The organism is Actinomadura montaniterrae (assembly GCF_008923365.1).
Taxonomy (GTDB): domain Bacteria; phylum Actinomycetota; class Actinomycetes; order Streptosporangiales; family Streptosporangiaceae; genus Spirillospora; species Spirillospora montaniterrae.
This window is the reverse complement of record NZ_WBMR01000011.1, coordinates 22246-46590: the sequence shown is the minus strand read 5'-3', so window position 1 is coordinate 46590 and position 24345 is coordinate 22246. Positions and strand designations below refer to the sequence as shown.

At 73.6% G+C, this 24345-nt stretch carries 26 protein-coding genes; 11 read left to right on the top strand and 15 right to left on the bottom strand.

The window, feature by feature from the left end; all coding sequences use genetic code 11:
• The first annotated feature begins 4 nt into the window (after positions 1 to 4).
• On the top strand, positions 5 to 493 hold the full coding sequence (locus F9B16_RS06420; protein ID WP_151539018.1) for a MarR family winged helix-turn-helix transcriptional regulator: 489 nt from the start codon (positions 5 to 7) through the stop codon (positions 491 to 493).
• A 63-nt stretch (positions 494 to 556) separates the two neighbouring features.
• Here the strand turns inward: F9B16_RS06420 and F9B16_RS06415 are convergent, their stop codons facing one another.
• The 3 genes from F9B16_RS06415 to F9B16_RS06405 are packed head-to-tail and all read right to left on the bottom strand — an operon-like array spanning position 557 to position 2896.
• On the bottom strand, positions 557 to 1660 hold the full coding sequence (locus F9B16_RS06415) for a winged helix DNA-binding domain-containing protein (RefSeq protein ID WP_151539016.1): 1104 nt from the start codon (positions 1658 to 1660) through the stop codon (positions 557 to 559).
• Positions 1650 to 2288, bottom strand: a complete 639-nt coding sequence (locus tag F9B16_RS06410; RefSeq protein WP_225991414.1) for a TetR/AcrR family transcriptional regulator — start codon at positions 2286 to 2288, stop codon at positions 1650 to 1652. Before F9B16_RS06410 ends, F9B16_RS06415 begins: the two co-directional genes overlap by 11 nt.
• A 32-nt stretch (positions 2289 to 2320) precedes the next feature.
• Positions 2321 to 2896 (bottom strand): TetR/AcrR family transcriptional regulator, encoded by a 576-nt coding sequence (locus tag F9B16_RS06405; protein WP_151539013.1) that lies wholly within the window; start codon positions 2894 to 2896, stop codon positions 2321 to 2323.
• Positions 2897 to 2980: 84 nt separating this feature from the next.
• Here F9B16_RS06405 and F9B16_RS06400 point away from each other — a divergent pair, with 84 nt between their 5' ends.
• Complete coding sequence (locus F9B16_RS06400; protein WP_151539012.1) at positions 2981 to 4177, top strand: FAD-dependent monooxygenase; 1197 nt, start codon at positions 2981 to 2983, stop codon at positions 4175 to 4177.
• On the opposite strand, the gene F9B16_RS53520 is transcribed toward F9B16_RS06400, so the two are convergent.
• Both F9B16_RS53520 and F9B16_RS53855 read right to left on the bottom strand, forming a co-directional pair.
• A complete protein-coding gene (locus tag F9B16_RS53520) occupies positions 4174 to 4302 on the bottom strand; it encodes a hypothetical protein (protein ID WP_264159685.1) in 129 nt (42 codons plus the stop codon). The genes F9B16_RS06400 and F9B16_RS53520 overlap by 4 nt on opposite strands.
• Positions 4303 to 4400: 98 nt before the next feature.
• The gene (locus tag F9B16_RS53855) at positions 4401 to 7322 is read right to left on the bottom strand and encodes a helix-turn-helix transcriptional regulator (RefSeq protein WP_151539010.1); all 2922 of its coding nucleotides are present in this window, start codon (positions 7320 to 7322) and stop codon (positions 4401 to 4403) included.
• Between the two features lie 103 nt (positions 7323 to 7425).
• Here F9B16_RS53855 and F9B16_RS06390 point away from each other — a divergent pair, with 103 nt between their 5' ends.
• Positions 7426 to 8880 (top strand): MFS transporter, encoded by a 1455-nt coding sequence (locus F9B16_RS06390; RefSeq protein ID WP_151539008.1) that lies wholly within the window; start codon positions 7426 to 7428, stop codon positions 8878 to 8880.
• A gap of 31 nt (positions 8881 to 8911) precedes the next feature.
• Here the strand turns inward: F9B16_RS06390 and F9B16_RS06385 are convergent, their stop codons facing one another.
• Positions 8912 to 9631, bottom strand: a complete 720-nt coding sequence (locus F9B16_RS06385) for a CTP synthase C-terminal region-related (seleno)protein (protein ID WP_151539006.1) — start codon at positions 9629 to 9631, stop codon at positions 8912 to 8914.
• A 75-nt stretch (positions 9632 to 9706) separates the two neighbouring features.
• Between F9B16_RS06385 and F9B16_RS06380 the strand changes: the two genes are divergently transcribed.
• The 3 genes from F9B16_RS06380 to F9B16_RS06370 all read left to right on the top strand — a co-directional run bounded on the left by F9B16_RS06380 (position 9707) and on the right by F9B16_RS06370 (position 12183).
• A complete protein-coding gene (locus tag F9B16_RS06380) occupies positions 9707 to 10582 on the top strand; it encodes a LysR family transcriptional regulator (RefSeq protein ID WP_151539004.1) in 876 nt (291 codons plus the stop codon).
• Positions 10583 to 10671: 89 nt separating this feature from the next.
• Positions 10672 to 11481: a class I SAM-dependent methyltransferase gene (locus tag F9B16_RS06375; protein ID WP_151539002.1), complete on the top strand. Its 810-nt coding sequence runs from the start codon at positions 10672 to 10674 to the stop codon at positions 11479 to 11481.
• 60 nt (positions 11482 to 11541) lie between these two features.
• Positions 11542 to 12183, top strand: coding sequence for a TetR/AcrR family transcriptional regulator (locus tag F9B16_RS06370; protein WP_151539000.1), 642 nt, complete (start codon positions 11542 to 11544; stop codon positions 12181 to 12183).
• 21 nt (positions 12184 to 12204) lie between these two features.
• Here F9B16_RS06370 and trpS read toward each other — a convergent pair whose 3' ends face one another.
• The gene (gene trpS, locus F9B16_RS06365) at positions 12205 to 13344 is read right to left on the bottom strand and encodes a tryptophan--tRNA ligase (protein ID WP_151538998.1); all 1140 of its coding nucleotides are present in this window, start codon (positions 13342 to 13344) and stop codon (positions 12205 to 12207) included.
• Positions 13345 to 13563: 219 nt separating this feature from the next.
• On the opposite strand from trpS, the gene F9B16_RS06360 reads away from it, so the two are divergent.
• The 3 genes from F9B16_RS06360 (at position 13564) to F9B16_RS06350 (ending at position 16051) form a co-directional block, all read left to right on the top strand.
• Entirely contained in the window at positions 13564 to 14052 is a 489-nt protein-coding gene (locus F9B16_RS06360) for a MarR family winged helix-turn-helix transcriptional regulator (protein ID WP_151538996.1), read from the top strand.
• 74 nt (positions 14053 to 14126) lie between these two features.
• Positions 14127 to 15572: an MFS transporter gene (locus F9B16_RS06355; RefSeq protein ID WP_151538995.1), complete on the top strand. Its 1446-nt coding sequence runs from the start codon at positions 14127 to 14129 to the stop codon at positions 15570 to 15572.
• Positions 15573 to 15583: 11 nt separating this feature from the next.
• Positions 15584 to 16051, top strand: coding sequence for a TIGR03618 family F420-dependent PPOX class oxidoreductase (locus tag F9B16_RS06350; RefSeq protein ID WP_151538994.1), 468 nt, complete (start codon positions 15584 to 15586; stop codon positions 16049 to 16051).
• Between the two features lie 24 nt (positions 16052 to 16075).
• Here the strand turns inward: F9B16_RS06350 and F9B16_RS06345 are convergent, their stop codons facing one another.
• The 4 genes from F9B16_RS06345 to F9B16_RS06330 all read right to left on the bottom strand — a co-directional run bounded on the left by F9B16_RS06345 (position 16076) and on the right by F9B16_RS06330 (position 18907).
• Positions 16076 to 16984 (bottom strand): M56 family metallopeptidase, encoded by a 909-nt coding sequence (locus F9B16_RS06345; protein ID WP_151538993.1) that lies wholly within the window; start codon positions 16982 to 16984, stop codon positions 16076 to 16078.
• Positions 16981 to 17361, bottom strand: coding sequence for a BlaI/MecI/CopY family transcriptional regulator (locus F9B16_RS06340; RefSeq protein ID WP_151538991.1), 381 nt, complete (start codon positions 17359 to 17361; stop codon positions 16981 to 16983). Before F9B16_RS06340 ends, F9B16_RS06345 begins: the two co-directional genes overlap by 4 nt.
• 146 nt (positions 17362 to 17507) lie before the next feature.
• Positions 17508 to 17795 (bottom strand): MoaD/ThiS family protein, encoded by a 288-nt coding sequence (locus F9B16_RS06335; RefSeq protein WP_151538989.1) that lies wholly within the window; start codon positions 17793 to 17795, stop codon positions 17508 to 17510.
• Complete coding sequence (locus tag F9B16_RS06330) at positions 17792 to 18907, bottom strand: WD40/YVTN/BNR-like repeat-containing protein (RefSeq protein ID WP_151538987.1); 1116 nt, start codon at positions 18905 to 18907, stop codon at positions 17792 to 17794. The genes F9B16_RS06335 and F9B16_RS06330 overlap by 4 nt, the downstream gene beginning before the upstream one ends.
• A gap of 135 nt (positions 18908 to 19042) precedes the next feature.
• Between F9B16_RS06330 and F9B16_RS06325 the strand changes: the two genes are divergently transcribed.
• Both F9B16_RS06325 and F9B16_RS06320 read left to right on the top strand, forming a co-directional pair.
• Positions 19043 to 19474 (top strand): TIGR03667 family PPOX class F420-dependent oxidoreductase, encoded by a 432-nt coding sequence (locus F9B16_RS06325; protein ID WP_151538985.1) that lies wholly within the window; start codon positions 19043 to 19045, stop codon positions 19472 to 19474.
• Positions 19475 to 19478: 4 nt separating this feature from the next.
• Entirely contained in the window at positions 19479 to 20273 is a 795-nt protein-coding gene (locus tag F9B16_RS06320; protein WP_151538983.1) for an enoyl-CoA hydratase, read from the top strand.
• Here F9B16_RS06320 and F9B16_RS06315 read toward each other — a convergent pair.
• From F9B16_RS06315 to F9B16_RS06300, 4 genes are all read right to left on the bottom strand, one after another.
• The gene (locus tag F9B16_RS06315; RefSeq protein WP_318839218.1) at positions 20154 to 21428 is read right to left on the bottom strand and encodes a sensor histidine kinase; all 1275 of its coding nucleotides are present in this window, start codon (positions 21426 to 21428) and stop codon (positions 20154 to 20156) included. The genes F9B16_RS06320 and F9B16_RS06315 overlap by 120 nt on opposite strands.
• Positions 21421 to 22104: a response regulator transcription factor gene (locus tag F9B16_RS06310; protein WP_151538981.1), complete on the bottom strand. Its 684-nt coding sequence runs from the start codon at positions 22102 to 22104 to the stop codon at positions 21421 to 21423. The genes F9B16_RS06315 and F9B16_RS06310 overlap by 8 nt, the downstream gene beginning before the upstream one ends.
• A 257-nt stretch (positions 22105 to 22361) precedes the next feature.
• Positions 22362 to 22769 carry a M15 family metallopeptidase gene (locus F9B16_RS06305; protein WP_225991413.1) on the bottom strand — a complete coding sequence of 136 codons (408 nt, stop codon included), beginning with the start codon at positions 22767 to 22769 and terminating at the stop codon, positions 22362 to 22364.
• 272 nt (positions 22770 to 23041) lie between these two features.
• Positions 23042 to 23776 carry a class I SAM-dependent methyltransferase gene (locus F9B16_RS06300; RefSeq protein WP_151538979.1) on the bottom strand — a complete coding sequence of 245 codons (735 nt, stop codon included), beginning with the start codon at positions 23774 to 23776 and terminating at the stop codon, positions 23042 to 23044.
• Between the last annotated feature and the right edge of the window lie 569 nt (positions 23777 to 24345).

The following is a 24345-nucleotide window of genomic DNA, read 5'->3' as shown; positions in this document are numbered from 1 at the left end:
GGACATGACCGACACCCGGTGGCTCGACGCGGACGAGCAGGAGACCTGGCGCGCGTTCCTGTGGACCTCCCGGCTGCTGACCGAGGCCCTCGACCGCCAGCTCCAGCGCGACTCCGGGATGCCGCACGCCTACTACATGATCCTGGCGATGCTGTCGGAGTCGCCCGGCCGCGCGCTGACCATGACCGAGCTCGCCGCGATCGTCCACTCGTCGCCGAGCCGGCTGTCGCACGCGGTCAACCGGCTGGAGGCGGCCGGCTGGGTGCGCCGGTCCAAGGACGCCGAGGACCGCCGCACGACCATCGCCGAGCTGACCGACGAGGGGTTCGCGGCGCTGGAGGAGGCCGCCCCCGGCCACGTCGCCGAGGTCCGCCGGACCCTGTTCGACCCGCTGACCCGCGAGCAGATGCTGGAGTTCCGCAAGACCCTGCACACCCTGCTGACCTCGCTGGACCCGCACGGCGAGGCGCCCTGCGCGAGCAAGCGCCGCTGACGGCGCGTCGAGTCGCGGCGTGCCGCCCTTGAGAGACCGCCGGCAAGGGCGGCACGCCACCGCTCAACGGGGGTCGGGCGGCTCGAACTCGACGGTGCGGGCCTTCGCGGCCGGGTGGGCGGCGGCCAGCAGGCGCGCGCCCTCCTCGGCGAGCGCCTCCCGCTCGCGCGCCGGGACCGGCGCGAACGGGGAGATCCGCAGCGTCACGCCGCCGCGCACCTTCTCGATCTTCCACATGCCGTGGACGAACCCGTCCACCAGGTACGTCGCCCGGATGATGCCGTTGACGGTGAAGACCCGCCGGCGGTGCTCCTCGCTGATAATCCGCGCCCGGTCGGCGTGCGAGAGCAGCAGGTTGTCGAAGTCCGGGACGAACCGGACGGGCGCCGGCGTGTCCGGTTCGGGGCGCGGCGCGTCCGGCAGGTCGTAGAGCGTGCGGCCCTCCTCGTCCCGGAACGCCCGCAGGCCGGACCGGTGCCGTTCGACGACCTCGCCCAGCCGCGTCAGGCCCGACCACTGCTGGACGTCCTGGACGGTCGCCGGCCCGAACGCGCCGAGGTAGCGCAGCACCATCTCGTCGACGGACGGCTCCGGGACGGGGTGGCCGTCCAGCCAGGCCTCCAGGGTCGTGTGCTTGGCGACGCCGGACGCGCCCCAGATCCCGCGCGGCGGGACCTGCACCAGCGGCAGTGAGAGGCGGACGGCCCAGGCGAGGTCCGCGGCGTCCGCGTCCGGCCGGTGCTCGGCGAGGAGCGCGCGCAGCTCCTTGTCGGAGCGCGGCGCGTCCTCCAGGATCTTCCGCGCGTGGGCGGCGGCGCCGGGGACGCCGGTGAGGGCCGCGCCGCGCGGGCTCCTCAGGTGGTTGTCGAGGATCGGCTGCGTCAGGGGCCGCAGCATCAGCGCGTCGCGCGCGCTGACCAGGTGCAGCGTGCCGCGCATCAGCACCATCCGCAGGACGCGGCGGTCGTTCATGGGCGCGGTGAGGTCGTCGAAGCCGAACCCGTCGAGCCTGCTCCAGAGCCCGATGTGCGGCGGGTTCGGCGCCTGCGACTGCATCCCGACGAGGTGCTCGATCGCCTCGATCGGCGACATCGCGTGCCGCCGCAGCAGCATCTGCCGCGCCAGCAGCGCCCGGTTGAGGGCCCGCCGGTCCACGCTAGTCGTCATACCGGCCACGCAGCTCCTGCCAGGCGGGGGGCGGGCCGGGCAGTTCGGCGGCGTCCGCGAGGTGCAGCGAGTCGAGCATGAGCGCCAGGTAGCGGTGCTGGAGCCGGTTCATCCGCTCGTCGTCGCCGATCCGGATGCCGTGCAGGTACTCCAGCATCACCGAGACGTCGCCGACCTCGATGTCGCGGCGGAGCGCGCCGGCCTCCTTCACCCGGTCCAGCAGCCGCGTGGTGGCGAGGTGGATCTCGCGGCCCTTGGCGCTCATCGCGTCGGTGACGGGGAAGCTGCCCGCGAGCCGCATCGTCAGGGACCCGGCGCCGATGTCCAGGCAGCGGCGCATGAACGCGGCGAACGCCTCCCATGGGTCGCCGTCGTCGGCGAGTGCCGCCTCGACCTCGGCGAGGTAGCGGTCCATGCCGTCGTCGGCGAGCTTCTGGAGCAGGTCCTCCTTGCTCTTGTACCGGCGGTAGAGGGCGCTGATGCCCACTCCCGCGTGCTCGGCGACGGCGGCGATGGGGGCGCCCGGGTCCGCGGTGAACACCGCCCGGGCCGCCTCCCTGATCAGTTCGTCGTTGCGCGCCGCCTGGGCCTTGCGGCCGCTCATGGGCGCCGGCGTGGTGGTCTCCATGCGTCCATACTAGGGGAACGAATGATTCCGTTCTACTGAAGCGGCGCGGCGACCGCGCGCACCGCGTCCACCAGGTCGGACGCCGCCGGCACGCCGTCCGGGTCGACGAGCGCCTGCGCCGCGAGCCCCGCCAGCAGGGCCTGGTAGCAGGCGCCGGCCAGCTCGGCGCGCCGCTCCCCGAGGACCGCCGGGCCCGTCCCGAACAGCTCGGCCAGCCCGAGCCGCGCCTCCCGGTTCGCGTCGGGGAAGGCGGCGCGCAGCTCCGGCGTCCGCTCGATCTGCGCGATCACCTCGAACTGGATCGCCCAGAGCGGGCGCGTCCGCGCGAACGAGGCGAGGATCCGCTCCCAGGTCGCCTCGAACCGCTCCGCGCCGGTCAGGCCGGGGTCGGTCTCGGCGGCCAGGATCGCGGCGATCTCCCCGCCCCACTCCTCGATCGCCTGGCGCAGCGCCGCCCGCAGCAGCTCGTCCTTCGAGCCGAAGTGGTAGCCGATCGCGGCCAGGCTGACGCCCGACTCGGTGGCGATGTCGCGCGCCGTCGTGCGCGTGTAGCCCTTGCTCAGCAGGCAGCGCCTCGCGCCGTCCAGAAGGTCCTCGCGGTTGCCCATGGGACGACCCTAGCCGATGTCTCGCACAAATGTCTTATACGAATGTCTTGCACAGTTGTCTTACACGGATGTACCGTCCAGGGCATGACGAACACGAACACGAACGTCCTGATCTCCGGCGCCGGCATCGCGGGCCTCACCCTCGCCTTCTGGCTGCGCCGCCACGGCTTCGCCCCGACCGTCGTGGAGCGGGCGCCCGCCATCCGCGCGGGCGGCTACAAGGTCGACGTCCGGGGCGCGGCGCTGACCGTCGCCGAGCGCATGGGCCTGCTGGACGAGCTCCGCGCGCGGCGCACCGGCGTCCGGAGCGGGACGGTCGTGAACGCGGCGGGCAAGCGGGTCGCGAGCATGGACGGCGACACCTTCGGCGGCCGGGTCCACGGCGACGCGGAGGTCCTGCGCGGCGACCTGCACCGGCTGCTCTTCGAGCGCACCGACGCCGAGTACCTGTTCGGCGACTCGATCACGGGGCTCACGCAGACCGCCGACGGCGTCGAGGTCGCCTTCGACAGCGGGCTCGTCCGGACGTTCGACCTGGTGATCGGCGCCGACGGGCTGCACTCGGCCACCCGGGCGCTGGCCTTCGGACCCGAGGAGCGGTTCGTCCGCGACCTCGGCCACCGCATCGCGATCTTCGGTGTGCCGAACCACCTCGGCCTGGACCGCGAGGAGGTCACCTACATCGGCCCCGGCCGGACGACCCTCGCCTACAGCGTCGACGGCGACGCGGACGCGAAGGCGATGTTCCTGTTCCGGTCGGAGGAGGCGGACGTCCCGCGCGGGCGGGCCGCGCAGGAGCAGGCGCTGGCCGCCGCGTACGCGGGCGAGGGATGGGAGGTCCCGCGGCTGCTGGACGGGATGGCCGCGGCGCCGGACTTCTACTTCGACGCGGTCGCGCAGGTCCGCATGGACGGCTGGTCGAGCGGGCGGGTCGCGCTGCTCGGCGACGCCGCGTACTGCGCGTCGCCGGCGTCGGGCCAGGGCACGAGCCTGGCGCTGGTCGGCGCGTACGTGCTGGCCGGGGAGCTGGCCGCCGCGGGCGGCGACCACGAGGCCGGGTTCGCCGCGTACGAGCGGGAGATGCGGCCGTTCGCCGAGCGGAACCAGGAGCTCGGGCCGGCGAACCTCAAGCGCATGGTGATGCGGACCGCGGGCGCGGTCCGCATGTCGATGGCGATGCTCGGGCTGATGGGCCGGATGCCGGGCCGGGAGCGGATCATGGCCAAGGTCATCGCCCCGATCCACGCCGCCGCCACCGCCATCGCCCTCAAGGAGTACTAGGCGGCGACCGGGCGCGGGGCGCGGAGCGCGCCGGCCCGGACGGCGATGACGGCGAGCTGGACGGCGATCGAGACGCCGTCGGCCTCCCGCCACATCGGCATGAGCGCGCCGCGCGCCAGGCCCATGGCGGCGCTGAGCGCGAGCGACCCGGCGAGCAGTTCCCAGTGCGCGGTGTCGGCGGGCCGCCGGCCGGCGAAGGTCGCGATCCCGATGGCGGCGAAGATCAGCCGGCGGGCGGCTCGAACAGGCGCAGCCGGTGCGCCAGCGCCGCCGCCTCCGTCCGCGACGCGACCCGCAGCTTCGCCAGGATGTTGGACACGTGGACGCCCGCCGTCCGGGCGGAGATGAACAGTGCCTCCGCGATCTGCCGGTTGCTGCGGCCGTCGGCGACCAGCCGCAGCACCTCGGTCTCGCGGCGGGTCAGGCCGAGCCGCCGCGCCGGATCCGGCGCCGCCGGCTCAGGAGCAGGTTCCGGGACCGGCTCGTCCAGGGAGAGGCGGGCGCGCGCGGCGAGCAACTCGATGTCCCTGAGCAGCAGTTTCGCGCCGAGCCGAGCGGCGATCGACGCGGCCTCACGGCACCGCTCGGCCGCCTCCACGGACGGGACGCCGGGCTCCTCGGCCGCGCGGAACAGAGCCCACGCCAGCCGGTAGGGACGGCCGAGTTCACGCCACGCTCGCACGGCCTCGTCCCAGCCCTGGTCGCCGGCCTCGGCGCGGAACGACGCCCGGTACGCGTGCTGGACGGGACCGATGACCGGCAGCCGTCCGGCCAGGTCGCGCAGCTCCGCGAGCCGCTCGCGGGCGCCGCGCGCCGCGCCGGGGTCGGCGGCCGACCGGGCGAGCCGCTCCCCGCACAGCCGGGCGCCGGTCAGCAGCAGCGGCCACACGAAGCGGGACGTCTCGGACAGGCCGGGGCCGTCGAGGGCGCGGGCGAGGATCCCGTCGGCGGCGGCGAGGTCGTCGCGGGCCATCGCGACCCGGCAGCGCAGGTCGTGCAGCGGGAGCCGGAACGCCTTGCCCCAATAGCGGTCCCCCATGACCGCGTACGCGGCGTCGGCCGCCTCGCCGGCCGCCGCGGCATCGCCCTGCGCGAGCAGGAGGAACCCCAGGTTGACCTGGGCGAGCGCGCGGAACAGCGGCGGCGGGTCGAGCGCGAGGACGCCCCGCAGCAGCGCCGCCGCCTCGTCCCAGCGGCCCAGCTCCCACAGCGGCTCGGCGCCCTTCGCGGCCAGGCCCGCGCCCTGGTCCCGGTCCAGGCCGGCGCGGCGCGCGGTCTCCATCCCGCTCGCGACGACCTCGGCGGCCCGCTCGTCCAGGCCCATGCCGTGCAGCGCGTCCGCCTCCGCCATCGCCGCGATGACCAGCGGGACCGCCGACTCCCCGGCGGCCCTGGCGATCTCCGCGGCCTCGGCGATCCGGGCCAGCCCGGCGTCGAGGTCACCGGCGGCGCCGTCGAGCGAGCCGAGCGTCAGCAGCGCCCACGCCCGCACCCGCGCGTCCCCGGACTCGCGCCCGGCGGCGAGCGCCTCGGCCGCCAGCGCCCGCGACTCGTCCGGGCTCGACATCAGGAACAGCCGGTTGGCCAGCGTCGACAGCGGACGTCCCCGGACCGCCGCCGGCGCCCCGTCCGGCAGCAGCGCCACGGCCGCGCGCAGGTCGTCGAGCGCCGGGTCGCCGAGCCGGTGGCGGAGCATGCTGCGCAGTTCGAGGAGCAGCACGGCACGCCGCGGATCGCGTTCCTGGTCGAGCGCCGCGAGCGCCTCCGATGCCAGGTCGACGCCCCGCGCCGCCTCGCCCGCCGACAGGCACGCCTCCGCCGCGCGGTGCAGGACGTCGATCCGGTCGGCGCCGAGGACGCGTTCAGGCTCGGTGATGCCGTCCCACTGCCGGAGCACGCGTTCGAGGATCCGCAACTGCTCGGGGTGGGCGTGGACGGCGCGCGCGGAGGCGGCGGCGCGCCACAGCGCGTCGAACGCCTGCTCCTTCTCGCCCGCCGCGCACCAGTGCGCGGCCTCTTCCGCTGCGGCGCGCCCGTCCGGGACGAGATCGGGGTCGGCTTGCAGGGCCGCACCTGCCCGCTTGTGCAGACGGGCGCGCGCGCTCGGCAGCACGTCCTCGTACACGGCCTGGCGTAGGAGCGCATGCCGGAACGTGTATCCGCCGCCATCCGCCAAGAGCAGACCGCGATCTACCGCAGGACGTATCGCGTCCTCTAGGGCCAGGTCGTCCAGGCCCGTCACGGACGCCAGGAACCGGTGCGCGAGGCCACCGCCCCATGCCGACGCCACCGACGCGGCGTGCAGCACGCCACGAGACCCGTCCGGCAGCACGCGGAACCCGGCGAGCAGCAGGTCCCGCAGCCGGCGCGGTGTCCCGCCCTGCGCGCCCGCGTCCGCGAGCGCCTCCACGAACAGCGGGTTGCCCTCGCTGCGCCGCGCGATCTCCTCGACGACGCCGCGCTCCGGCCGGTACCCGAGCCGGGCGGCGACCAGCCCGCCCACCTCGTCGCAGGTCAGCGGCGCGGGTTCGAGCAGGCGGACGCGCGGCGACCGCGCCAGCCCGGCCAGCACCGGACGCAGCGGATGCCGCTCGTCCAGGTCCGTCGACCGGTACGTGCCGACCAGCAGCACCCCCGGCCCGGACAGGTTGTGGACGAGGAACGCCAGCAGCTCGCGGCTCGACGGGTCCGCCCAGTGCAGGTCCTCCAGGACGACGGCGAGCGGACGTTCCAGCGCCGCGCCCTCGACCAGCGTCAGGACGTCCTCGTACAGCCGAGCCCGCCCGTACACCGGGTCCGGCTCGTCGGGCGCGACGCCCAGGACCGGCAGCCAGTGCGCGAGCCCGAGCCGCCCGCCGCCCGGCAGCAGTCCGGCGGCGCGCTCGGCGCCGAGGTCGCGGACGAGCGCGCGCATCGCGGCGATGAACGGCGCGTAGGCGAACCCGCCGCCGGCCTCCAGGCAGTCGCCGCGCACCACCCGCGTCCGGGACGGCAGCCGGGCCGCGAACTCCGCGACCAGCCGGCTCTTGCCGATGCCCGCCTCGCCGCCGACCAGCACAGTCACCGGCCCGGCCTCGCACGCGCGCGCGTAGGCGTCCGCGAGCACGGCCAGCTCGGCCGTACGAGCCACGAGAACGGACGCCACCGCACCTCCTGAGCACCCGGTCCGGGAATCTGAAGAACCCGGCCCGACGGACTACGTATTCCTCCCAATGTGGCACGGGCCGCGCGTCACGACCGTAGAGGTCATGGCATCCGAAAAGCACAGCCGGCTGATCCTGCCGGTCATCCTCTCGGCGACGTTCATGGTGTCGTTCGACTACATGGTCGTGAACGTCGCGACGCCGTCGCTCCAGCGCGACCTGCACGCCGGGCCGGTCGCCCTCGAACTCGTCATCGCCGGTTACGCCTTCACCTACGCGAGCGGCATGGTGACCGGCGGGCGCCTCGGCGACCTGTTCGGCCACAAGCGGCTGTTCGTCCTCGGCATGGCCGCCTTCACCGCCGCGTCGCTGCTGTGCGGGCTCGCGCAGTCGCCCGTCCAGCTCGTCGCGGCGCGGCTGCTCCAGGGCCTGACCGGCGCGGCGATGGTCCCGCAGGTCCTCGCGCTGATCACCGCCGCGCTCCCGGCGGCGGACCGGCCGCGCGCGATGGCCTGGTACGGCGTCGTCCTCGGCGGCGGGGGCGTCGCCGGGCAGATCGGCGGCGGCCTGCTCCTCCAGGCGGACCTGTTCGGCCTCGGCTGGCGGACGATCTTCCTGGTGAACGTGCCGGTCGGCGCCGCCGCGCTCGCGCTCGCCGCCCGGTCGCTGCCCGGGACCCGGTCGGACCGGCGGCCCCGCCTCGACCCGGCCGGCGCGGCCGGGATCTCCGCCGCCCTCGCGCTCGCGCTCGTCCCGCTCGCCATGGGCCGCGAGCAGGGCTGGCCCGCGTGGACGTGGATCTCGCTCGCCGCGTCCGTCCCGGTCCTCGCCGCGACGCTGGGGTGGGAGCGGCGGCTCGCCCGGACCGGCGGCGAGCCGCTGCTCGACCTCGCCCTGTTCCGCGCCCGGTCGTTCGACCTCGGGCTGGCGCTGAACGTCGCGTTCCTCGCCTCGTTCGGCAGCATGAACGTCGTGCTGACGATGCTGCTGCAGGGCGGCCTGCACCTGACGCCGCTCGAAGCGGGCCTGGAGTTCGGGCCGATGGCGGTGCTGACCATGGTCGCGTCCCTGTCCGGCCGCCCGCTCGTCGCCCGGTTCGGGCTGAAGGTGCTCGTGTGCGGGACGGTCGTCAGCGCGCTCGGCGTGCTGGCGTTCGCCGTCGAGCTGCACGTCCTCGGCGGCGGCGTCACCGCCCCCTGGCTGCTCGCGCCGCTCGGGCTGCTCGGCCTCGGCGGCGGGCTGACGCTGCCGTCGGTGATCGGCGCGGTGATGTCCGGGATCCGGCCCGCGCAGGCCGGCGCCGCGTCCGGGGTGCTGAGCACCGCGCAGCAGTTCTCCGGCGCGACCGGCGTCGCGGTGCTCGGCGCGATCTTCTTCGCCGCGCTCGGCGCGCACCCCGGCCGGGCCGCGTTCGCGTCCGCCGCCGAGACCGCCATCTGGGCCGACTTCGGCCTGACGGTCGTCACCGTCGTGCTCGCCGTGCTGTTCCTGCGCCCTGCCGCGTCCCCGGCGGCTCCCGCCGCGCCGGTGCGGGAGCCGCTCCTCGACAAGCGCGTCTGACGCGGGCCCGCCCCGCCCGGCCGGGCCCGGGTCAGGCCCGGTCGGCGGCCCGCTCGCGGACCGCGGCGCAGGCGGCGGCGACGAACGCGGCGACCACCGGATGCGGGCGGCTCCCGTCCCCCGCCAGCTCCGGCTGGAAGAGCGTCGCGAAGTAGAACGGGTGCCCGGGCAGCTCGGCGATCCGCACCTGGCCCTCGTCGTCGTGGCCGGTGAAGCGCAGCCCGTTCGCCTCCAGCGTCCCGATGTACGCGGGGTTCGGCCCGAACGTGCAGTTGAAGCGCTCGATGCTGCGCGACGTCCCCATGATCCGCTCGGCGGACGAGCCGGGCGCCACGTTCACCTCGCCCTCGTGTCCCGCGAGCGAGCAGGCCAGCGGCGTGATCACCGCGTCGTCGCCGGCGTCCTCGTTCTCCGCGTGCTTGGCGCGGGTGATGCCGCAGACGTTCCGCGCGTACTCCAGGATCATGTGCTGGAAGCCGCCGCACGTCCCGAGCACCGGGATCCGGCCCTCCCGCGCCGACCGGATCGCGGTGAGGACGCCCGCCTCGCTGCGGTACGGGCTGCCGGGCAGCAGCCAGACGCCGTCGAAGCCGCCGAGGCCGGCGCCGACCTCGTCGGTCGGGATCCAGTACGCCTCCGCGAGGAGGCCGTCGCGCTCGCGGACCGCGTCCAGCAGGCGCGGGATCCGGACGTGCGACTGGACGTTCGGGGACCGCTCCCCGACCAGGGCGATGCGCGCTGTGAAGGTCATACCTCGATCCTGACCCCGTCCCCCGCTTAAGCGCCAACGATGATTTCCGATGCGAACATAAGCGACACTTATCTCGTGGACCCGCACCTGCTCCGGACGTTCGTCACCGTCGTGCGGACGGGCTCGTTCTCCGCCGCCGCGGCCGAACTCGGCTACACGCAGGCCGCCGTGTCGCAGCAGATCGCGTCGCTGGAGAACGACCTCAAGGTCGCACTGCTGCACCGGCGGCCGGTCGGCACCACCGAGGCGGGCGCGCGGCTGCTGGAGCACGCCGGCCCGATCCTGCTGCGGCTCCAGGCGGCGCGCTCGGAGATCGTCCGGATGTCCGGGACGGCGCGGGCCCGGCTGCGCGTCGGCGCGTCACCGCTGGCCTCCGCCTACATCGCGGACCCCCTCGCTCGCGCGCGCGCCGCTCACCCACGCGTCGAGGCCGCGGTGCAGGTGATGGGCCGGGCCGAGATCGATGTGGCGGTCGCGGCGGGCGACCTCGACATCGGGCTGGTCGACGGGATCGCCGCGCCCAACGACCCGCTCCGGCTGGCCGACACCGTCCCGCTGGCGGCCGTCGCCATCGCGGAACGGCCGCTCGCGCTGGTCCTGCCGTCCGCGCATCCGCTGGCTTCGCGTCCGGGCGCGGACCTGAACGACCTGGTCGACGCGCTCTGGCTGGACGTCCCGGACGTCGCCGTCCCGCTCCCCGCACTCCGCCAGGCCACCGGCGCACGCGACGGGTTCACCCCGTCCCTGACCTGCGAGGGCGGCGACCTGCCATTCCTCCTCGCGCTCATCGCCGCAGGCCACGGCCTGGCCGTCCTCCCTGCGGGCCTGGCGCGCGGGGAGGGGCTCGCGGAGGTGCCCGTGCGCGCGCCCCGGGTCGTCCACCGGACGGAACTGCTGCATTCCCGCGCCACCGACCCCGCGACCGCCGCGTTCGTCGATGCGCTGAGCTGAGGAAACGCATACGGCCTTGACCTCCGGCGACGCGCGCCCTCATTATGAACATACGTTCATGAACATGCGTTCACAAGGAGGAGGCTGCGATGGACGTCGTCAACACCGCCCAGGCCGAGGCATGGAACGGCTACGAGGGCGAGCACTGGGCCGACCACCACGACCGGTACGACGCCGTCAACAACGGCTTCGACGCCGCGCTGCTGGAGGCCGCCGCGATCGGTCCCCGCGACCACGTCCTCGACCTCGGCTGCGGCAACGGCTACGTCACCCGGCTCGCCGCGCGGCGGGCCCCGCTCGGCCGGGCGCTCGGCGTCGACCTGTCCGCGCCGATGCTCGCCCGCGCCCGCGCGCTCACCGATCAGGAGGGCGTCCCGAACGCCGCGTTCGAGCAGGGCGACGCGCAGGTCCACCCGTTCCCGGACGCCGCGTTCGACGCCGCGGTCAGCCGGTTCGGGATCATGTTCTTCGCCGACCCGGTCGCCGCGTTCGGCAACGTCCGGCGCGCCCTGCGCGAGGGCGGCCGCCTCGCCTTCCTCGCCATGGCGTCCCCCGCCGGCACCGACCTCGGCACCGTCTTCGCCGCGATCGCCCCGCAGGCCGAGACCGTCACCGGGCACGGCGGGCCGCTGTCGATGTCCGACCCGGACCGCGTCCGCGCGATCCTCGGCGCCGCCGGGTTCCGCGACGTCGCCTGCCGCACCGTGCACGCCGAGCAGGTCTGGGGACGCGACGCCGCCGACGCCGCGGAGTTCCTCGCCGGCTGGGGTCCCGTCCGCCACAACCTCGGCGACGGCCCCGGACTCCGCGCCGCGATCACCGACGCGATGCGCCCGTTCGAGCGCGACGGCGCCGTCCGGCTGCGCAGCACCGCGTGGCTCGTGCATGCCCGGCGATGAGCGGGGCCGCGGTCCCCGGCGGCCGGATCTCTACGAGCCGGATCTATACGATGCGGGGTGATGTCACCTCGAAAGGCGGCCGCGCTGCGCGGCGGCGACCGGACCCTGCGCGAGCACCTGATCGCGACCGCCGAGCGGATGATCGCCGAGCGCGGGACGGCGGGGCTGACCGTCCGGGCCATCGCGCAGGAGGCGGGCGTCGCGGGCGGCGTGCTCTACAACCACTTCGCCGACAAGGAGGAGCTGATCGCCCTCGCCCTGCGCGCCCGCGCCACGGCGATCGAGAGCGGCCTCGATCCCCTGCCCGCGCCCGGTACGGGCACGGTCGAGGGCAACCTGCGCGCGTACGTCGCCCACGGGCTGGCCCTACACGGCCGGCTGGTCCCCGCGCTGACCGGCCTCATCGCGACCCCTGAGGTGCTCGCCCGGTTCGCCGGGCTGAGCGACCCCGACCGCGACTGGCGGCACCGCCTCCGCGGCTACCTGGAGGCCGAACGCGGTCTCGGCCGCATCGCCGCCGGCGCGCCCGTCGACGCCGCCACCTCCATGATCGTCGGCGCCTGCCACGAGCCGGTGCTGTCGGCGCTGTTCCAGGGCCGGGGCATCGCCGAGCCGTCCCCCCGCTACTCGGTGGACGACCTGGTGGCAGCCGTCCTCGCGGGCATCGGGCCGCGCGAGGCCGCCGGCCCCGGGCCGGCCTGAACCCGCGGGTACCGCGCGTCCTCATGTGGTCATGGACATGGCCTCGCGGACCTCGTCGAGCGTCCGGTCGGCGATCGCGGCGGCGCGCTCGTTGCCCTCGGCGAGGACGCGGCGCAGGTGGCCGCGGTCGGCCATGATCTCGGCGCGGCGGGCGCGGATCGGGCGCAGGAACTCGTTGACCGACTCGGTCACCGTCCGCTTGAGCGCGGCGCCGCCGCCGTCGCCGATCTCCGCGGCCACCTCGCGCGGGTCGCGGCCCTGGCAGAGCGCGGCGAGCAGCACCAGGTTGGACACCTCGGGACGGGTGTCCGGCGCGTACTCGATGTGCCGGTCGGCGTCGGTCACCGCCCGCTTGATCAGCCGCGCCGTCTCGTCGGGGGTCGCGGAGAGCGCGATCGCGTTGCCGCGGCTCTTGCTCATCTTGCGGCCGTCGGTGCCGAGCAGGGTCGGCGCGGCGGACAGCAGCGCGTCCGGGACCGGGAAGACGGGGGCGTACCGGTCGTTGAAGCGGCGCGCGATCGTCCGGGTGACCTCCAGGTGCGGGAGCTGGTCGGCGCCCACGGGGACGAGGTTGGACTTGCAGAACAGGATGTCGGCGGCCTGGTGGACGGGGTAGGTGAACATCAGCCCGCTCACCGAGGCCTGCTTGGACGCGGCGATCTCGTCCTTCACCGTGGGGTTGCGGCTCAGCTCGCCGACCGTGACCAGGGACAGGAACGGCAGCATCAGCTGGTTCAGCGCGGGGACGGCGCTGTGCCGGAAGATCGTCGCGGTGGACGGGTCGATGCCCGCGGCGAGGTAGTCGGCGACCAGGCCCTCGACGTGCTCACCGAGCCGGTCGGCGACGTCCCGGTCGGTGAGCACCTGGTAGTCGGCGACCAGCACGAACAGGTCGACGCCGGCGCGCTGGAGCCGGACGCGGTTGGCGAGGGTGCCGAAGTAATGGCCGAGGTGCAGGGCGCCGGTCGGCCGGTCGCCGGTGAGGATCCGGAACGCGCCGGGGTCGGCGGCGACGCGCGCTTCGAGGTTGCGGTACGGGTCGGTGGCCTGCGGATTCCCGGTGGCCTGCGCGGCCTCTGCGGGCTGCGGGGACTCTGCGGGCCGCGGGGTTTCGGCGGGCCGCGGGGTTTCGGCGGGCCGCGGGTTCTCGGTGGTCTGCATGGGGCTCTCCTCCTGGTTCCGGGGCCCGCCGGACGGACCCGGGTGCGGAGAAGAGAGCGGGCCGTCCAGCGGACGGCCCGAGGCGTGCGTGGGTGTCGGCCGTCCTAGGACGGCCGCCAGCACAGGCACGCGGTGCGCTTCATGCCTTCACGGTATCCCATCCGGGTTCCGGATGGCAGTAGATAATCCGGAACGGAACGACCTGGGTAGGCTGGGGGCATGACCGCGCTCGCCCCTGCCAACACCGTGACGGACCTGTCCTACCTGCTCGACCACACCTCGCATGTGCTGAAGTCGCGGATGACGGCGGCGCTCGGCGAGATCGGGCTGACGCCGCGCATGCACTGCGTGCTGGTGCATGCGCTCGAGGAGGAGCGCACGCAGATCCAGCTGGCCGAGATCGGCGACATGGACAAGACGACGATGGTCGTGACGGTGGACGCGCTGGAGAAGGCGGGGCTCGCGGAGCGGCGCCCGTCGTCGGCGGACCGGCGCGCGCGGATCATCGCCGTCAGCGAGAAGGGCGCCGAGACGGCCCGGCGGGGGCAGGAGATCGTCGACCGGGTGCACGCGGAGGCGCTCGGGTCGCTGCCGGACGGCGAGCGCGACGTGCTCGTGCGGGCGCTGCGGCGGCTGGCCGAGGGGCACCTGAGCACCCCGGTCGAGCAGGCGCAGCCGGTGCGGCGCAAGCGGGAGCGCAACAAGTAGGTCGACAATAGATCGTCTCTAACAAAACTATCTGCTAACGTCTCTCCTGTTCGCCTCGAACGGGAGATGACCCCATGAACCTGTCCGCACGGTCCCGCGGGACCGCTCTCGGCGTGCTGTCCGCCGCCGCGCTGATGACGATCCTGGACGGCAGCATCGTCACCGTCGCGATGCCGTCCATCCAGCGCGACCTCGGCTTCTCCGCCGCCGGGCTGAGCTGGACCGTCAACGCCTACCTGATCGCCTTCGGCGGCCTGCTGCTCCTCGCCGGACGGCTCGGCGACCTGATCGGCCGCAAGACGATGTTCCTCGCCGGGAACGCGGTGTTCACCGGCGCGTCCGTGCTCGCCGGCGCCGCCACCACACCGGGCCTGCTCATCGCCGCCCGGTTCCTGCAAGGCGTCGGCAGCGCGATGGCCTCCGCCGTCGTCCTCGGCATCCTCGTCACGCTGTTCACCGAACCCGGCGAGCGCGCCAAGGCCATCGGCGTCTTCAGCTTCACCGGCGCCGCCGGCGCGTCCATCGGCCAGGTGCTCGGCGGGGTGCTCACCGACGCGCTCAGCTGGCACTGGATCTTCCTGATCAACGTGCCGATCGGACTCGCCACGATCGCGCTGGCGGTCGTCGCGCTGCCCCGCGACGCCGGCACCGGGCTGCGCGGCGGCGCCGACGTCGCGGGCGCGCTGCTCGTCACGTCCGGGCTGATGCTCGGCATCTACACCGTCGTCAAGGCCGAGGACGCCGGCTGGCTGTCGGGCCGCACGCTCGGCCTCGGCGCCGTGTCGCTGGCCCTGCTCGCCGGGTTCTTCGTCCGGCAGGCGAAGGCCGCCACGCCGCTGATGCCGCTGCGCCTGCTGCGCTCGCGCAACGCGTCCGGCTCCTACGTCGCGCAGATGCTGGCGCTGTCGGCGATGTTCTCGTTCCAGATCATCGTCGCGCTCTACATGCAGAAGGTCCTCGGCTACGACGCGCTGGAGACCGGCCTCGCGATGCTGCCCGCCGCCGTCGCCATCGGCACGATCTCGCTCTTCGTCTCGGCGCGGCTGAGCCGCCGCTTCGGCGAGCGCGCCGTGCTGCTCGCCGGGCTCGTCCTGCTGATGGGCGCGATGGGATGGCTGACCCGGATCCCGCAGGACGCGGGCTACGCCGCCGACCTGCTGCCCGTGATGGTGCTGATCTCCGGTGGCGGGCTCGTCCTGCCCGCGCTGACCGGCCTCGGGATGTCCGGCGCCCGCCCCGACGACGCGGGCCTGGTGTCCGGGCTGTTCAACACCGTCCAGCAGATCGGGATGGCGCTCGGCGTGGCGGTGCTGTCGACGCTCGCCGCGTCCCGCACCGAGCACCTGCGCGCGGACGGCCGGTCCGAGGCCGCCGCGCTGACCGGCGGGTACCACCTGGCGTTCACCGTCTCGGCGGGCCTGCTGGTCGCCGCGTTCCTGGTCGGCGTCCTCGTCCTGCGCAGCCCGAAGCCCGCGGCGGACGCGCCCGCGCCCATCGAGTCCGTCCCCACCAACGCCTGAAGGAGATCACCATGACCGAGTACGGCCCCGGACAGGGACCCGGCCCCAAGCCCATCGGCGAGGACGACCTCGCCCGCCTCCTCGGCGAGCAGCAGTTCGCCGTCCTCGCCACCACCAGGAAGAGCGGCCACCCGCACCTGTCCACCGTCGTCTACAGCTGGGACGCGGCGGAGCGGATCGCGCGGATCTCGACCACGGCCGGGCGCGCGAAGGTCAAGCAGATCCGGAACGACCCGCGGGCCGCGCTCCACGCGGCCGCCCCGGACCACCTGTCGTTCGTGGTCGCCGAGGGGACGGCGGAACTGTCCCCGATCAGCGAAGAGCCCGGCGACGCCACCGGGCGGGAGCTCCTCGCGATGACGCCCGGCTTCGCCGACCCCGCCGACGAGCGGGCGTTCCTGGAGCAGATGGTCAAGGACGAGCGGCTCGTGATCCGGCTGCGCGCCGACCGCCTCTACGGCACCGTCCTCGCCGACTGACCCGGACCTGCGGGGACGGCGGAGTCAGGTGGGCAGCACCATGAGGATCAGCGGGAGACCGGCCAGCAGCGGCACGGCCGCCGTCGCGGCGAGCCGGGCCCGGCGCGACAGCGGCTTCGGCTCCAGCAGCCGGTTGACCCGCGCCATCACCGGGATGTCGTCGGCGGACGCGACACCGAGCGTCCCGGACGGCGCGGCGGCCGGGCGGGCGGCGGCGAACCGCAGCAGCGCCGTCGCCAGCTCGCGCGGCGGGCGGCCCGACCGGGCCCGGTCGTCCGCGGCCATCTCGATCAGCAGCTCCACCGCGTCCAGGCACCGTCCGACCAGCCCGAACTGCGGGAACACCTGGCGCAGCGACGCGAACGGCAGCAGCACCAGGTCGTGGCGCTCGCGCGCGTGCGCGCGCTCGTGCGCGAGGACCGCGGCCAGCTCGGCGCGGTCCAGCAGCTCGAGGGTCCCGGCGCTCACCACGACCTTGGACGAGCGGACCCCCGGAACGCAGTAAGCGGCCGCGCCCGGATGGTCGAGGACCAGGGTTCCGGGCACGGCCGAATCGCGGCGGGAGACGAGGGCGAGGAGTACTCGGTGCCGGTGTCTGGCGCGGACCACGCGGACCACCGCGTACATCAGCATCACCAGCAGCACGGCGGCGAGGCTCACGGCCGCCAGCAGCGCGGCCATGTGTACGGCGTCGAGCTTGGCGGCCTGATCGTCGTAGAGGCCGGGGATGCCGCCCAGCACGCCCTTGCGGTACGGCGCGAGCGCGACGCCGAGCAGCGCCCCGATCGTGGCGACGCCCCAGCACAGGCCGAGCGACTGCCAGAGGGCGATGCCGAGGCGCGGGGTGCGCCACGTCCACCTGGCCCGGGACAGCAGGTGCGCCCCGCCGACGGTCCCCAGGGAGATCAATGCGAGCAGGGCGGTTCCGGTCATGCCGGTGGTTCCTTCGTGAGGCCGGCCAAGGCCTGGCGGATCACGTCGACCTCGTCGCTCGAGACCGACCGGACGAAGTGCGCCAGCGCGGCGTCGCGGTCGCCCGTCTCGCTCAGGGCGCCCAGCATCAGCTCCGTGACGTAGCTCTCCCGGCTCGCGACCGGCCGGTACCGCCACGCGCGGCCGTCCCGCTCGCGGGCGAGGAAGTCCTTCTTGGCGAGCCTGTCCAGCACGGTCATCACCGTGGTGTGGGCGAGGTCGCGGTCATGGGCCAGCGCACGGCTCACGTCGCGGGCGGTGGCGGCGCCCGAGCCGGCGTCCTCCCGCGCCCACAGAACCTCCATGACCGTGCGTTCAAGCTCTCCAAGACCCTTCACGACGTTCAGATTATCCGACGGAGGGCCAGGTCACCACGGCGGGTAGTACTACGGGCTTCCGTACTACCTCTCGTAGTACTACAGTTGGTCGTAGAAGCGGCGCGCCGGCGCCACGGTCGGCAACCACGCACCGGCGCGCCGCCCCCTCAGCCGCCGGCCATGGCGCCCACCACCATGAACGGCTCGGCGCCCGCGACGACGGGCCCCGGCAGCGGCGCGTCCACCGGCTCATGGGACAGATCCTCCGCGCACGCGTAGAAGCGCACGAACGCCCGCCGCCGCCCCGTCGCGCGATCGCGGATCGTCCCCCGCAGCATCGGGAACCGGGCCTCCAGCGCGTCCAGCACCGTCGCGATGGTCGTCCCCTCGACCTCCACCTCCCCGTCCACCCCGGCGAGCTCCCGCAGATGCGCGGGCAGCACCACACGGATCACGGCAGCGCCTGCACTTCCACCGAGAGCACCGACGGAAGGTCGCGGACGATCGGCGTCCAGGTGTCCCCCTCGTCCGACGACCCGTACACCTGCCCGCCGGTCGTCCCGAAGTAGATCCCGCACGGGTCCAGCGAGTCGACCGCCATCGCGTCCCGCAGCACGTTGACGTAGCAGTGGCGCTGCGGCAGCCCCTCCGTCAGCGGCTCCCACTCGTTCCCCCCGGCCCGGCTCCGGTAGACGCGCAGCCGCCCCTCCGGCGGGTAGTGCTCCGAGTCGCTCTTGATCGGCACGACGTAGACGGTGTCCGGCTCGTGGGCGTGCACCGCGATCGGGAACCCGAAGTCGCTCGGCAGGTCGCCGCTGATCTCCCGCCACGTCTCCCCCGCGTCGTCGCTGCGCATCACGTCCCAGTGCTTCTGCATGAACAGCACCTCCGGACGCGACGGATGCATCGCGATCCGGTGTACGCAGTGCCCGACCTCCGCCTCCGGGTCGGGGATCCCCTCCGACCGCAGCCCCCGGTTCGCCGGCCGCCACGTCTTGCCGGCGTCGTCGGTGCGGAACACGCCCGCCGCCGAGATCGCCACGTACATCCGCGCCGCGTCCACCGGGTCGAGCACCACGGTGTGCAGGCACATCCCGCCGGCGCCCGGCTGCCAGTCCGGCCCCGACCCGTGGCCGCGCAGGCCCGGCAGCTCCTGCCAGGTCTGCCCGCCGTCGCCCGTCCGGAACAGCGCCGCGTCCTCGACGCCCGCGTACACCACGTCCGGGTCCACCGGCGACGGCTCCAGATGCCACACCCGGTTGAACTCCCACGGACGCGGCGTCCCGTCGTACCACTGGTGCGTACCGGGCTCCCCCTCGTACCGGAACTCGTTGCCCATCGGACGCCACGTCGCGCCCCCGTCGTCCGACCGCTGGATCAGCTGCCCGAACCAGCCGGTCGACTGCGACGCGTACAGCCGCTGCGGGTCCGCGGGCGATCCGGCGACGTGGTACATCTCCCACCCCCCGAAGTGCGGCCCGCTGACGTCCCACGTCTCCCGCTTCCCGTCCGCGGTCAGCACGAACGCGCCCTTGCGCGTCCCGACCAGTACCCGGACCCCGCTCATGACACTCTCCTCTCGACGACTCCCCAGAAGAGACCGGCCACCCCCGCGAAACTCATCGCCTCATCCCGTCACCGATATCGCCTCGTCCCGTCACCGATACCGTCATGCCCCGGCCGGGGCGTAGCATCGGCCGGCGTGGCGAGCGAAGTGATCCCCGACCCGGCCACCGACTTCGGCGAGCGCGTCCGCCGGCGGCTCACCCGCGAGACGACGATCTGGCTGACGACCGTCGGGCGCGACGGCACCCCGCAGCCGAACCCGGTCGGGTTCCTGTGGGACGGCGCCGACAGCGTGCTGGTCTACAGCCAGGCGGGCGCGCGGCGGCTCGCGAACATCCGGCGGCGGCCGCTGGTCTCGCTCAACCTCGACAGCGGCGGCGGCACCGACATCGTCGTCCTTACCGGCACCGCCGAGATCCTGGACGGCGGCCCGCCCGTCACCGGCAACCCGGCCTGGCTGGAGAAGTACGGCGAGGCCATCGACGCCCGGTTCGGGAGCGCCACGGCGTTCGCGGAGAGGTTCTCGGTCCCGGTCCGCATCCGCCTCACCCGCGTCCGCGGCTCCTGAGACCATGACCCGTCCCGCAGATCCCGGCCACGGCGGAGAGCCCGGCCACGCCCGCGTACAGGTGGACGATCAGGGCATCGCCACCCTCACCATCACGAACGCCCGATCTCTGAACGTCCTCTCCACGCCCGTGATCGAGGACCTCCGCCGGGCCCTCGCCGGCCTGCGCGCCCGCGCCGGCGTCAGGGTGCTGGTCATGCGCGGCAGCGGGGAGAAGGCGTTCATCGCGGGCGCCGACATCGACGAGATGGCCGGCCTCGACGGCGCGTCCGGCCGCGCGTTCATCAGCCGGCTGCGCGCGCTGTGCGACGACCTCCGGGACTTCCCCGCCCCGGTCATCGCCAGGCTCGCGGGCTGGTGCCTCGGCGGCGGTCTGGAGGTCGCGCTGTCCTGCGACCTGCGCATCGGCGGCGCGGGCTCCCGCTACGGGATGCCGGAGGTGAGGCTCGGCATCCCCTCGGTGATCCACGCGGCGCTGCTTCCCCGGCTCATCGGCGCCTCGCGCGCCACCTGGCTGCTGCTGACCGGCGAGGACGTCGACGCCGCCACCGCACTGGACTGGGGGCTCATCCAGAAACTGGCCGAGCCCGGGGAACTCGACGCGGCCGTGGACGGCGCCGCCCGCGGGTTGGCCGCGCTCGGCCCGGAGGCCGTCCGGCAGCAGAAGCGTCTCCTGCGCTCATGGGAGGACGTCCCTCTGTCCCAGGCCATGGACGAAAGCGTCACCGCCTTCGGCGAAGCGTTCGCCACCGGTGAACCGCAGCGGTTCATGCGCGCCTTCCACGACCGCCGCCGGTGACGGTTCGTCCGCCGTCTGGTGGGGTCCGGCCGGGGGCGGGTCCTGGCGCATCCTGGGCAGCCGGATCGTGGCGACGAGACCGCCGGCGGGACGGGGCGCGAGGTCCAGGGTGCCGTCGTGGGCCCGGACGATGCTGTGCACGATCGCCAACCCGAGGCCGACGCCGGCGTGCTCGTCGGTGCGGATGCGCCGCGTCCCGCGCTGGAAGGGTTCGGTGAGCGTCGGCACGAGGTCCCAGGGGAGCGGATGGCCCGTGTTCTCGACCCGCAGGACGCTCGCGTCGTCCTGCGATGCCGTGTGGACGGTCACGGTCCCGCCTGCGGGGAGGTTGTGGACGATCGCGTTCTGGACGAGGTTCGTCACCATCCGCAGGATCAGCTCCGCCGAGCCGGCCGTCTGGGCCCTCTCGCCGGTGACCTCCAGCGTGATCCGCCGCTTCTCGGCGAGGGGCAGCAGCGTCTCGGCGGCCTCCTCCGCGACGAGGGACAGGTCGACGGGCTCGCGCGTGAAGCTCCTGCGGTCGCTGCGGCTGAGCAGCAGGAGGGCCTCGGTGAGGTTGATCGCGCGCGTGTTGACGGTCTGCAGGCGTTCGAGGAGTTCGCCCCGGTCCCACGCGGGGTCGTTGCTGGCGACGTCGAGGAGCGTCTGCGAGATCGCCAGAGGGGTGCGCAGCTCGTGGGAGGCGTTCGCGGCGAACCGCTGCTGCTCGGTGATGTGCGATTCGAGCCGTTCGAGCATGGTGTCGAACACGTCGGCGAGCTCGCGGAACTCGTCGCGCGGGCCTTCCAGGCGGATCCGGTGGGACAGCGATCCGTCCGCGGCCAGCCGCGCCGCGTCCGCGATGCGGGTCAGCGGCGCGAGCATCCGTCCGGCGAGGAGCCATCCGCCCACGAGCCCGAACAGCAGGAGGAAGCCCAGCGCCTGGGTGGCGCGGGGGGCGAAGGCGCGCCAGAGGTCGGAGCGGTTCGGGATGAACGGCGGGCCCGGCCCCCGCTGCCGGAAGAACCCCGGCCCTGGCGTGATCACCTGGTCGGGTACGTAGCGCAGCAGGAACACCCACACCACGGCGAGCAGGAGGGCGCCGGAGAAGACGATCACCCCGGCGTAGCTGATGGTGAGCTTCAGCCGCGCGCTCAGCCCTGGACGCCTACGCATGTGCGCCGCCGGGCTGCGTCGTGTCGATCCGGTAGCCGACGCCCGGCACCGTGGCGATCAACCAGGGCTCGCCGAGCCGTTTGCGCAGCGCGGAGACGGTGATGCGGACGGCGTTGGTGAACGGGTCGGCGTTGGCGTCCCAGGCCCGTTCCAGCAGCTCTTCGGCGCTGACGACCCCGCCTTCGGCGGCGACGAGGACGTCGAGCACGGCGAACTGCTTGCGGGTGAGCGCGACGTAGCGCCCGTCCCGGTAGACCTCCCGGCGGAACGGGTCCACCCGCAGGCCCGCGATCTCGCTGACCGGTGGCCGTGCGCGCCCGCGCCTGCGGTCCAGCGCCCGCAGCCGCATGACCAGTTCCCTCAGCTCGAACGGCTTGGTGAGGTAGTCGTCGGCGCCGAGCTCGAACCCCGAGGCCTTGTCGTCGATCCGGTCGGCCGCGGTGAGCATGAGGATCGGCAGGCCGCTGCCGGACGCGACGATCCGCCGCGCGATCTCGTCGCCGGACGGACCGGGGATGTCGCGGTCCAGGACCGCCAGGTCGTAGGAGTTCACGGCGAGCATCTCCAGGGCGGAGTCGCCGTCGCCGGCGATGTCGGCGGCGATCGCCTCCAGCCGGAGACCGTCCCGGACGGCCTCGGCCAGGTAGGGCTCGTCTTCCACGATCAGCACACGCACGCCTCAAGGCTATGCGGCCCCGCATATCGCGGACGTATGCAAACTGACACGCCGCACAACCGGAACAGAGGTGACGCAAATCACCCGAGCCCGGGACGGCAGCGGCGTCGACCAGCTGCTCCTAAGGCAGCATCCCGGTCAGCACCAGGCAGGCCGCGACGTACAGCATCATCGAGATCGCCGGCAAGTAGATGATCGCCTTCCGCATGTGCTTGATCAGCGCGGAGAAGATGCCCCAGTCCGCAACGTCGGCCCGTTCACGGCCGACTCCGCGGCGCGGCGTCCGGGTGCGGCAGCCGGATCGGCGCCGCCGTCCGGTACTCGAAGTGCCACCACTCGTTGTCGTAGACGCGGTAGAGCCCGTACCGCCACCCGTGCCGTTCGAGCCACCGCGCGCCCTCGGTCGGCCGGACGTCGAGCCCGAACCCCCGCACGTGACTGGACTCCTCCGGCGGCAGCACCCGGCGCCGCGCCGCCGCGACCGACCCGGTCCGCCACACCTCCTCGGCGAAGATCCGGTACTGCTCCCTCGCGTCCCGGTACCCCGAGGTGAGGCCGATCAGCTGCCCGTCCCGCCAGAACGCCTCGGCCCGCGCATGCGTGAACGCCGCCAGCGTCTCCGGCGCCAGCCCGCGAAGATCCTCAGCGGGAAAGCGCAGGCTCAACGCCCATTGGCACGCGAGAAAACGAGCACGCCCCGGCCCGCGACAGAACGCGACCGGCACCAGCATCACCGCGACGACCCGAGTGACAAACGCAAGAACGCGCACCTTGACCGTCACGACTGCCACCGAAGAGAAGGCCCGTGACCAGGACCCGCCTCGGCGAGAAACCGCCTGCGCGTACGACGTGATGGCCTCTGATCCATACCTTCACTGAAGCCAGACGCCCGTTGCGACGGCGTATCCGCTTTTCCATACGCCCGCGATACACCGCCTCAGCGGCGCTTGACGAAAGCCCTGATCCGATAAACCGGATCGGGGCGGGGAACCTCCTGGTCAGGCAAGGCCGCCAACCCCACCCGAACCGATTCGACGTCGTCCACACCCCACGGCAGACGCCCTACCTTGTCACGCCAAACCAAAGGGCTACGCCCCTGTCCTGCGCCCCTGAACGATCCTTCGCCCGCCGGCATCATGTCCAACCCAGCCAGGACATCGCCGATCCGCCCGGCCCCGTCAGGCCGCACCGTCCCCCTAATCGAGATATGCCGAGCGATCACTTCCGTCACATCACTGCCGGTCTCGAAAAAGGCCAGATCCTTGTCGACCGTGCTGACCAGACCCCCACCCGGCCTCAGAACCCGAGCACATTCGGCGAGAATCCGATCGGCTTCCTCACACCCGACCAGATGAAGCAACCACACAGTCACCACCACGTCACAGGACCCGTCCGCGAACGGCAAGCAACCAGCGTCCGCAAGAACGGCATTCCCCGCCCCCAGCCGCCGGACGGCGAACCCAAGCATGCCCGCAGCCCTGTCAACCCCCACCACCCTCCGCCCGTCCCCCCGAAGCCGCGCCGTGACGATCCCCGTCCCGCACCCCACATCAACCACGACCTCCGCACCACCCGGAATCAGCCCCAGCACAGCCTCCGCCGCAGCCGCCGCCCGCGGCTCACCCCCACGAGTGCGGTCGTAACAAACCGCTTCCTTCTCATAATCAAGCATCTCTTCTCCGCACCACCCCGCCGAGCCAATGATCGACATAATCCCGCACGCAGACCCCGGTCGATCTCGCCATCGAAGCTCCGAAGCCGGCCGAACCTGACGATCCGTTGACACCGCCCCGGCGGACGTGTGACTCTCAGGCCAACGCTGGCATGTGTAGTGCGCCATCCTGGGGCGGGCGTAGTACAGATCCCAGCGGCAGAAGTCGTCCAACGAGAGGCGTTCTGTCGTGCCGTTCGCTCTTGCTGCGCTGATCGTCGTGCCCTGGCTCGCTGTCGGCCTGGTAGCGCTGTTCCGCGCGCGCCCAGAAGACAAACCGCCGGCGACTGGGGGGACGGGCGACGGCCTCGCGATGCGCGGACCGGCGCGGCCGCCCGGTGAGCCGACGCCCACGCCTCACGCTCCAGGCGGGGGATCTTGGATATGCGAACGGCCTCTGACCGTTGTGCCTGGTCAGAGGCCGTTTCGCTGGGTGTGGCGGGTGCAGGGTTCGAACCTGCGTAGGCTAAGCCGACGGATTTACAGTCCCACCGCCGAAGTCGTCTGACCTGCCCCTTTTCTCTCCGGCC

Coding starts and splice junctions, on each gene's coding strand:
- F9B16_RS06360 (WP_151538996.1), top strand. CDS start 13,564: ATGACCGCGCTCGCCCCTGCCAACACCGTGACGGACCTGTCCTACCTG.
- F9B16_RS53520 (WP_264159685.1), bottom strand. CDS start 4,302: ATGGGCCTGGCGCGCGGCGCGCTCATGCCGATGTGGCGGGAGGCCGAC.
- F9B16_RS06415 (WP_151539016.1), bottom strand. CDS start 1,660: ATGACGACTAGCGTGGACCGGCGGGCCCTCAACCGGGCGCTGCTGGCG.
- trpS (WP_151538998.1), bottom strand. CDS start 13,344: ATGCAGACCACCGAGAACCCGCGGCCCGCCGAAACCCCGCGGCCCGCC.
- F9B16_RS06375 (WP_151539002.1), top strand. CDS start 10,672: ATGGACGTCGTCAACACCGCCCAGGCCGAGGCATGGAACGGCTACGAG.
- F9B16_RS06320 (WP_151538983.1), top strand. CDS start 19,479: ATGACCCGTCCCGCAGATCCCGGCCACGGCGGAGAGCCCGGCCACGCC.
- F9B16_RS06370 (WP_151539000.1), top strand. CDS start 11,542: ATGTCACCTCGAAAGGCGGCCGCGCTGCGCGGCGGCGACCGGACCCTG.
- F9B16_RS06410 (WP_225991414.1), bottom strand. CDS start 2,288: ATGGAGACCACCACGCCGGCGCCCATGAGCGGCCGCAAGGCCCAGGCG.
- F9B16_RS06350 (WP_151538994.1), top strand. CDS start 15,584: ATGACCGAGTACGGCCCCGGACAGGGACCCGGCCCCAAGCCCATCGGC.
- F9B16_RS06315 (WP_318839218.1), bottom strand. CDS start 21,428: ATGCGTAGGCGTCCAGGGCTGAGCGCGCGGCTGAAGCTCACCATCAGC.
- F9B16_RS06400 (WP_151539012.1), top strand. CDS start 2,981: ATGACGAACACGAACACGAACGTCCTGATCTCCGGCGCCGGCATCGCG.
- F9B16_RS06405 (WP_151539013.1), bottom strand. CDS start 2,896: ATGGGCAACCGCGAGGACCTTCTGGACGGCGCGAGGCGCTGCCTGCTG.
- F9B16_RS06385 (WP_151539006.1), bottom strand. CDS start 9,631: ATGACCTTCACAGCGCGCATCGCCCTGGTCGGGGAGCGGTCCCCGAAC.
- F9B16_RS06345 (WP_151538993.1), bottom strand. CDS start 16,984: ATGACCGGAACCGCCCTGCTCGCATTGATCTCCCTGGGGACCGTCGGC.
- F9B16_RS06330 (WP_151538987.1), bottom strand. CDS start 18,907: ATGAGCGGGGTCCGGGTACTGGTCGGGACGCGCAAGGGCGCGTTCGTG.
- F9B16_RS06390 (WP_151539008.1), top strand. CDS start 7,426: ATGGCATCCGAAAAGCACAGCCGGCTGATCCTGCCGGTCATCCTCTCG.
- F9B16_RS06355 (WP_151538995.1), top strand. CDS start 14,127: ATGAACCTGTCCGCACGGTCCCGCGGGACCGCTCTCGGCGTGCTGTCC.
- F9B16_RS06420 (WP_151539018.1), top strand. CDS start 5: ATGACCGACACCCGGTGGCTCGACGCGGACGAGCAGGAGACCTGGCGC.
- F9B16_RS06300 (WP_151538979.1), bottom strand. CDS start 23,776: ATGCTTGATTATGAGAAGGAAGCGGTTTGTTACGACCGCACTCGTGGG.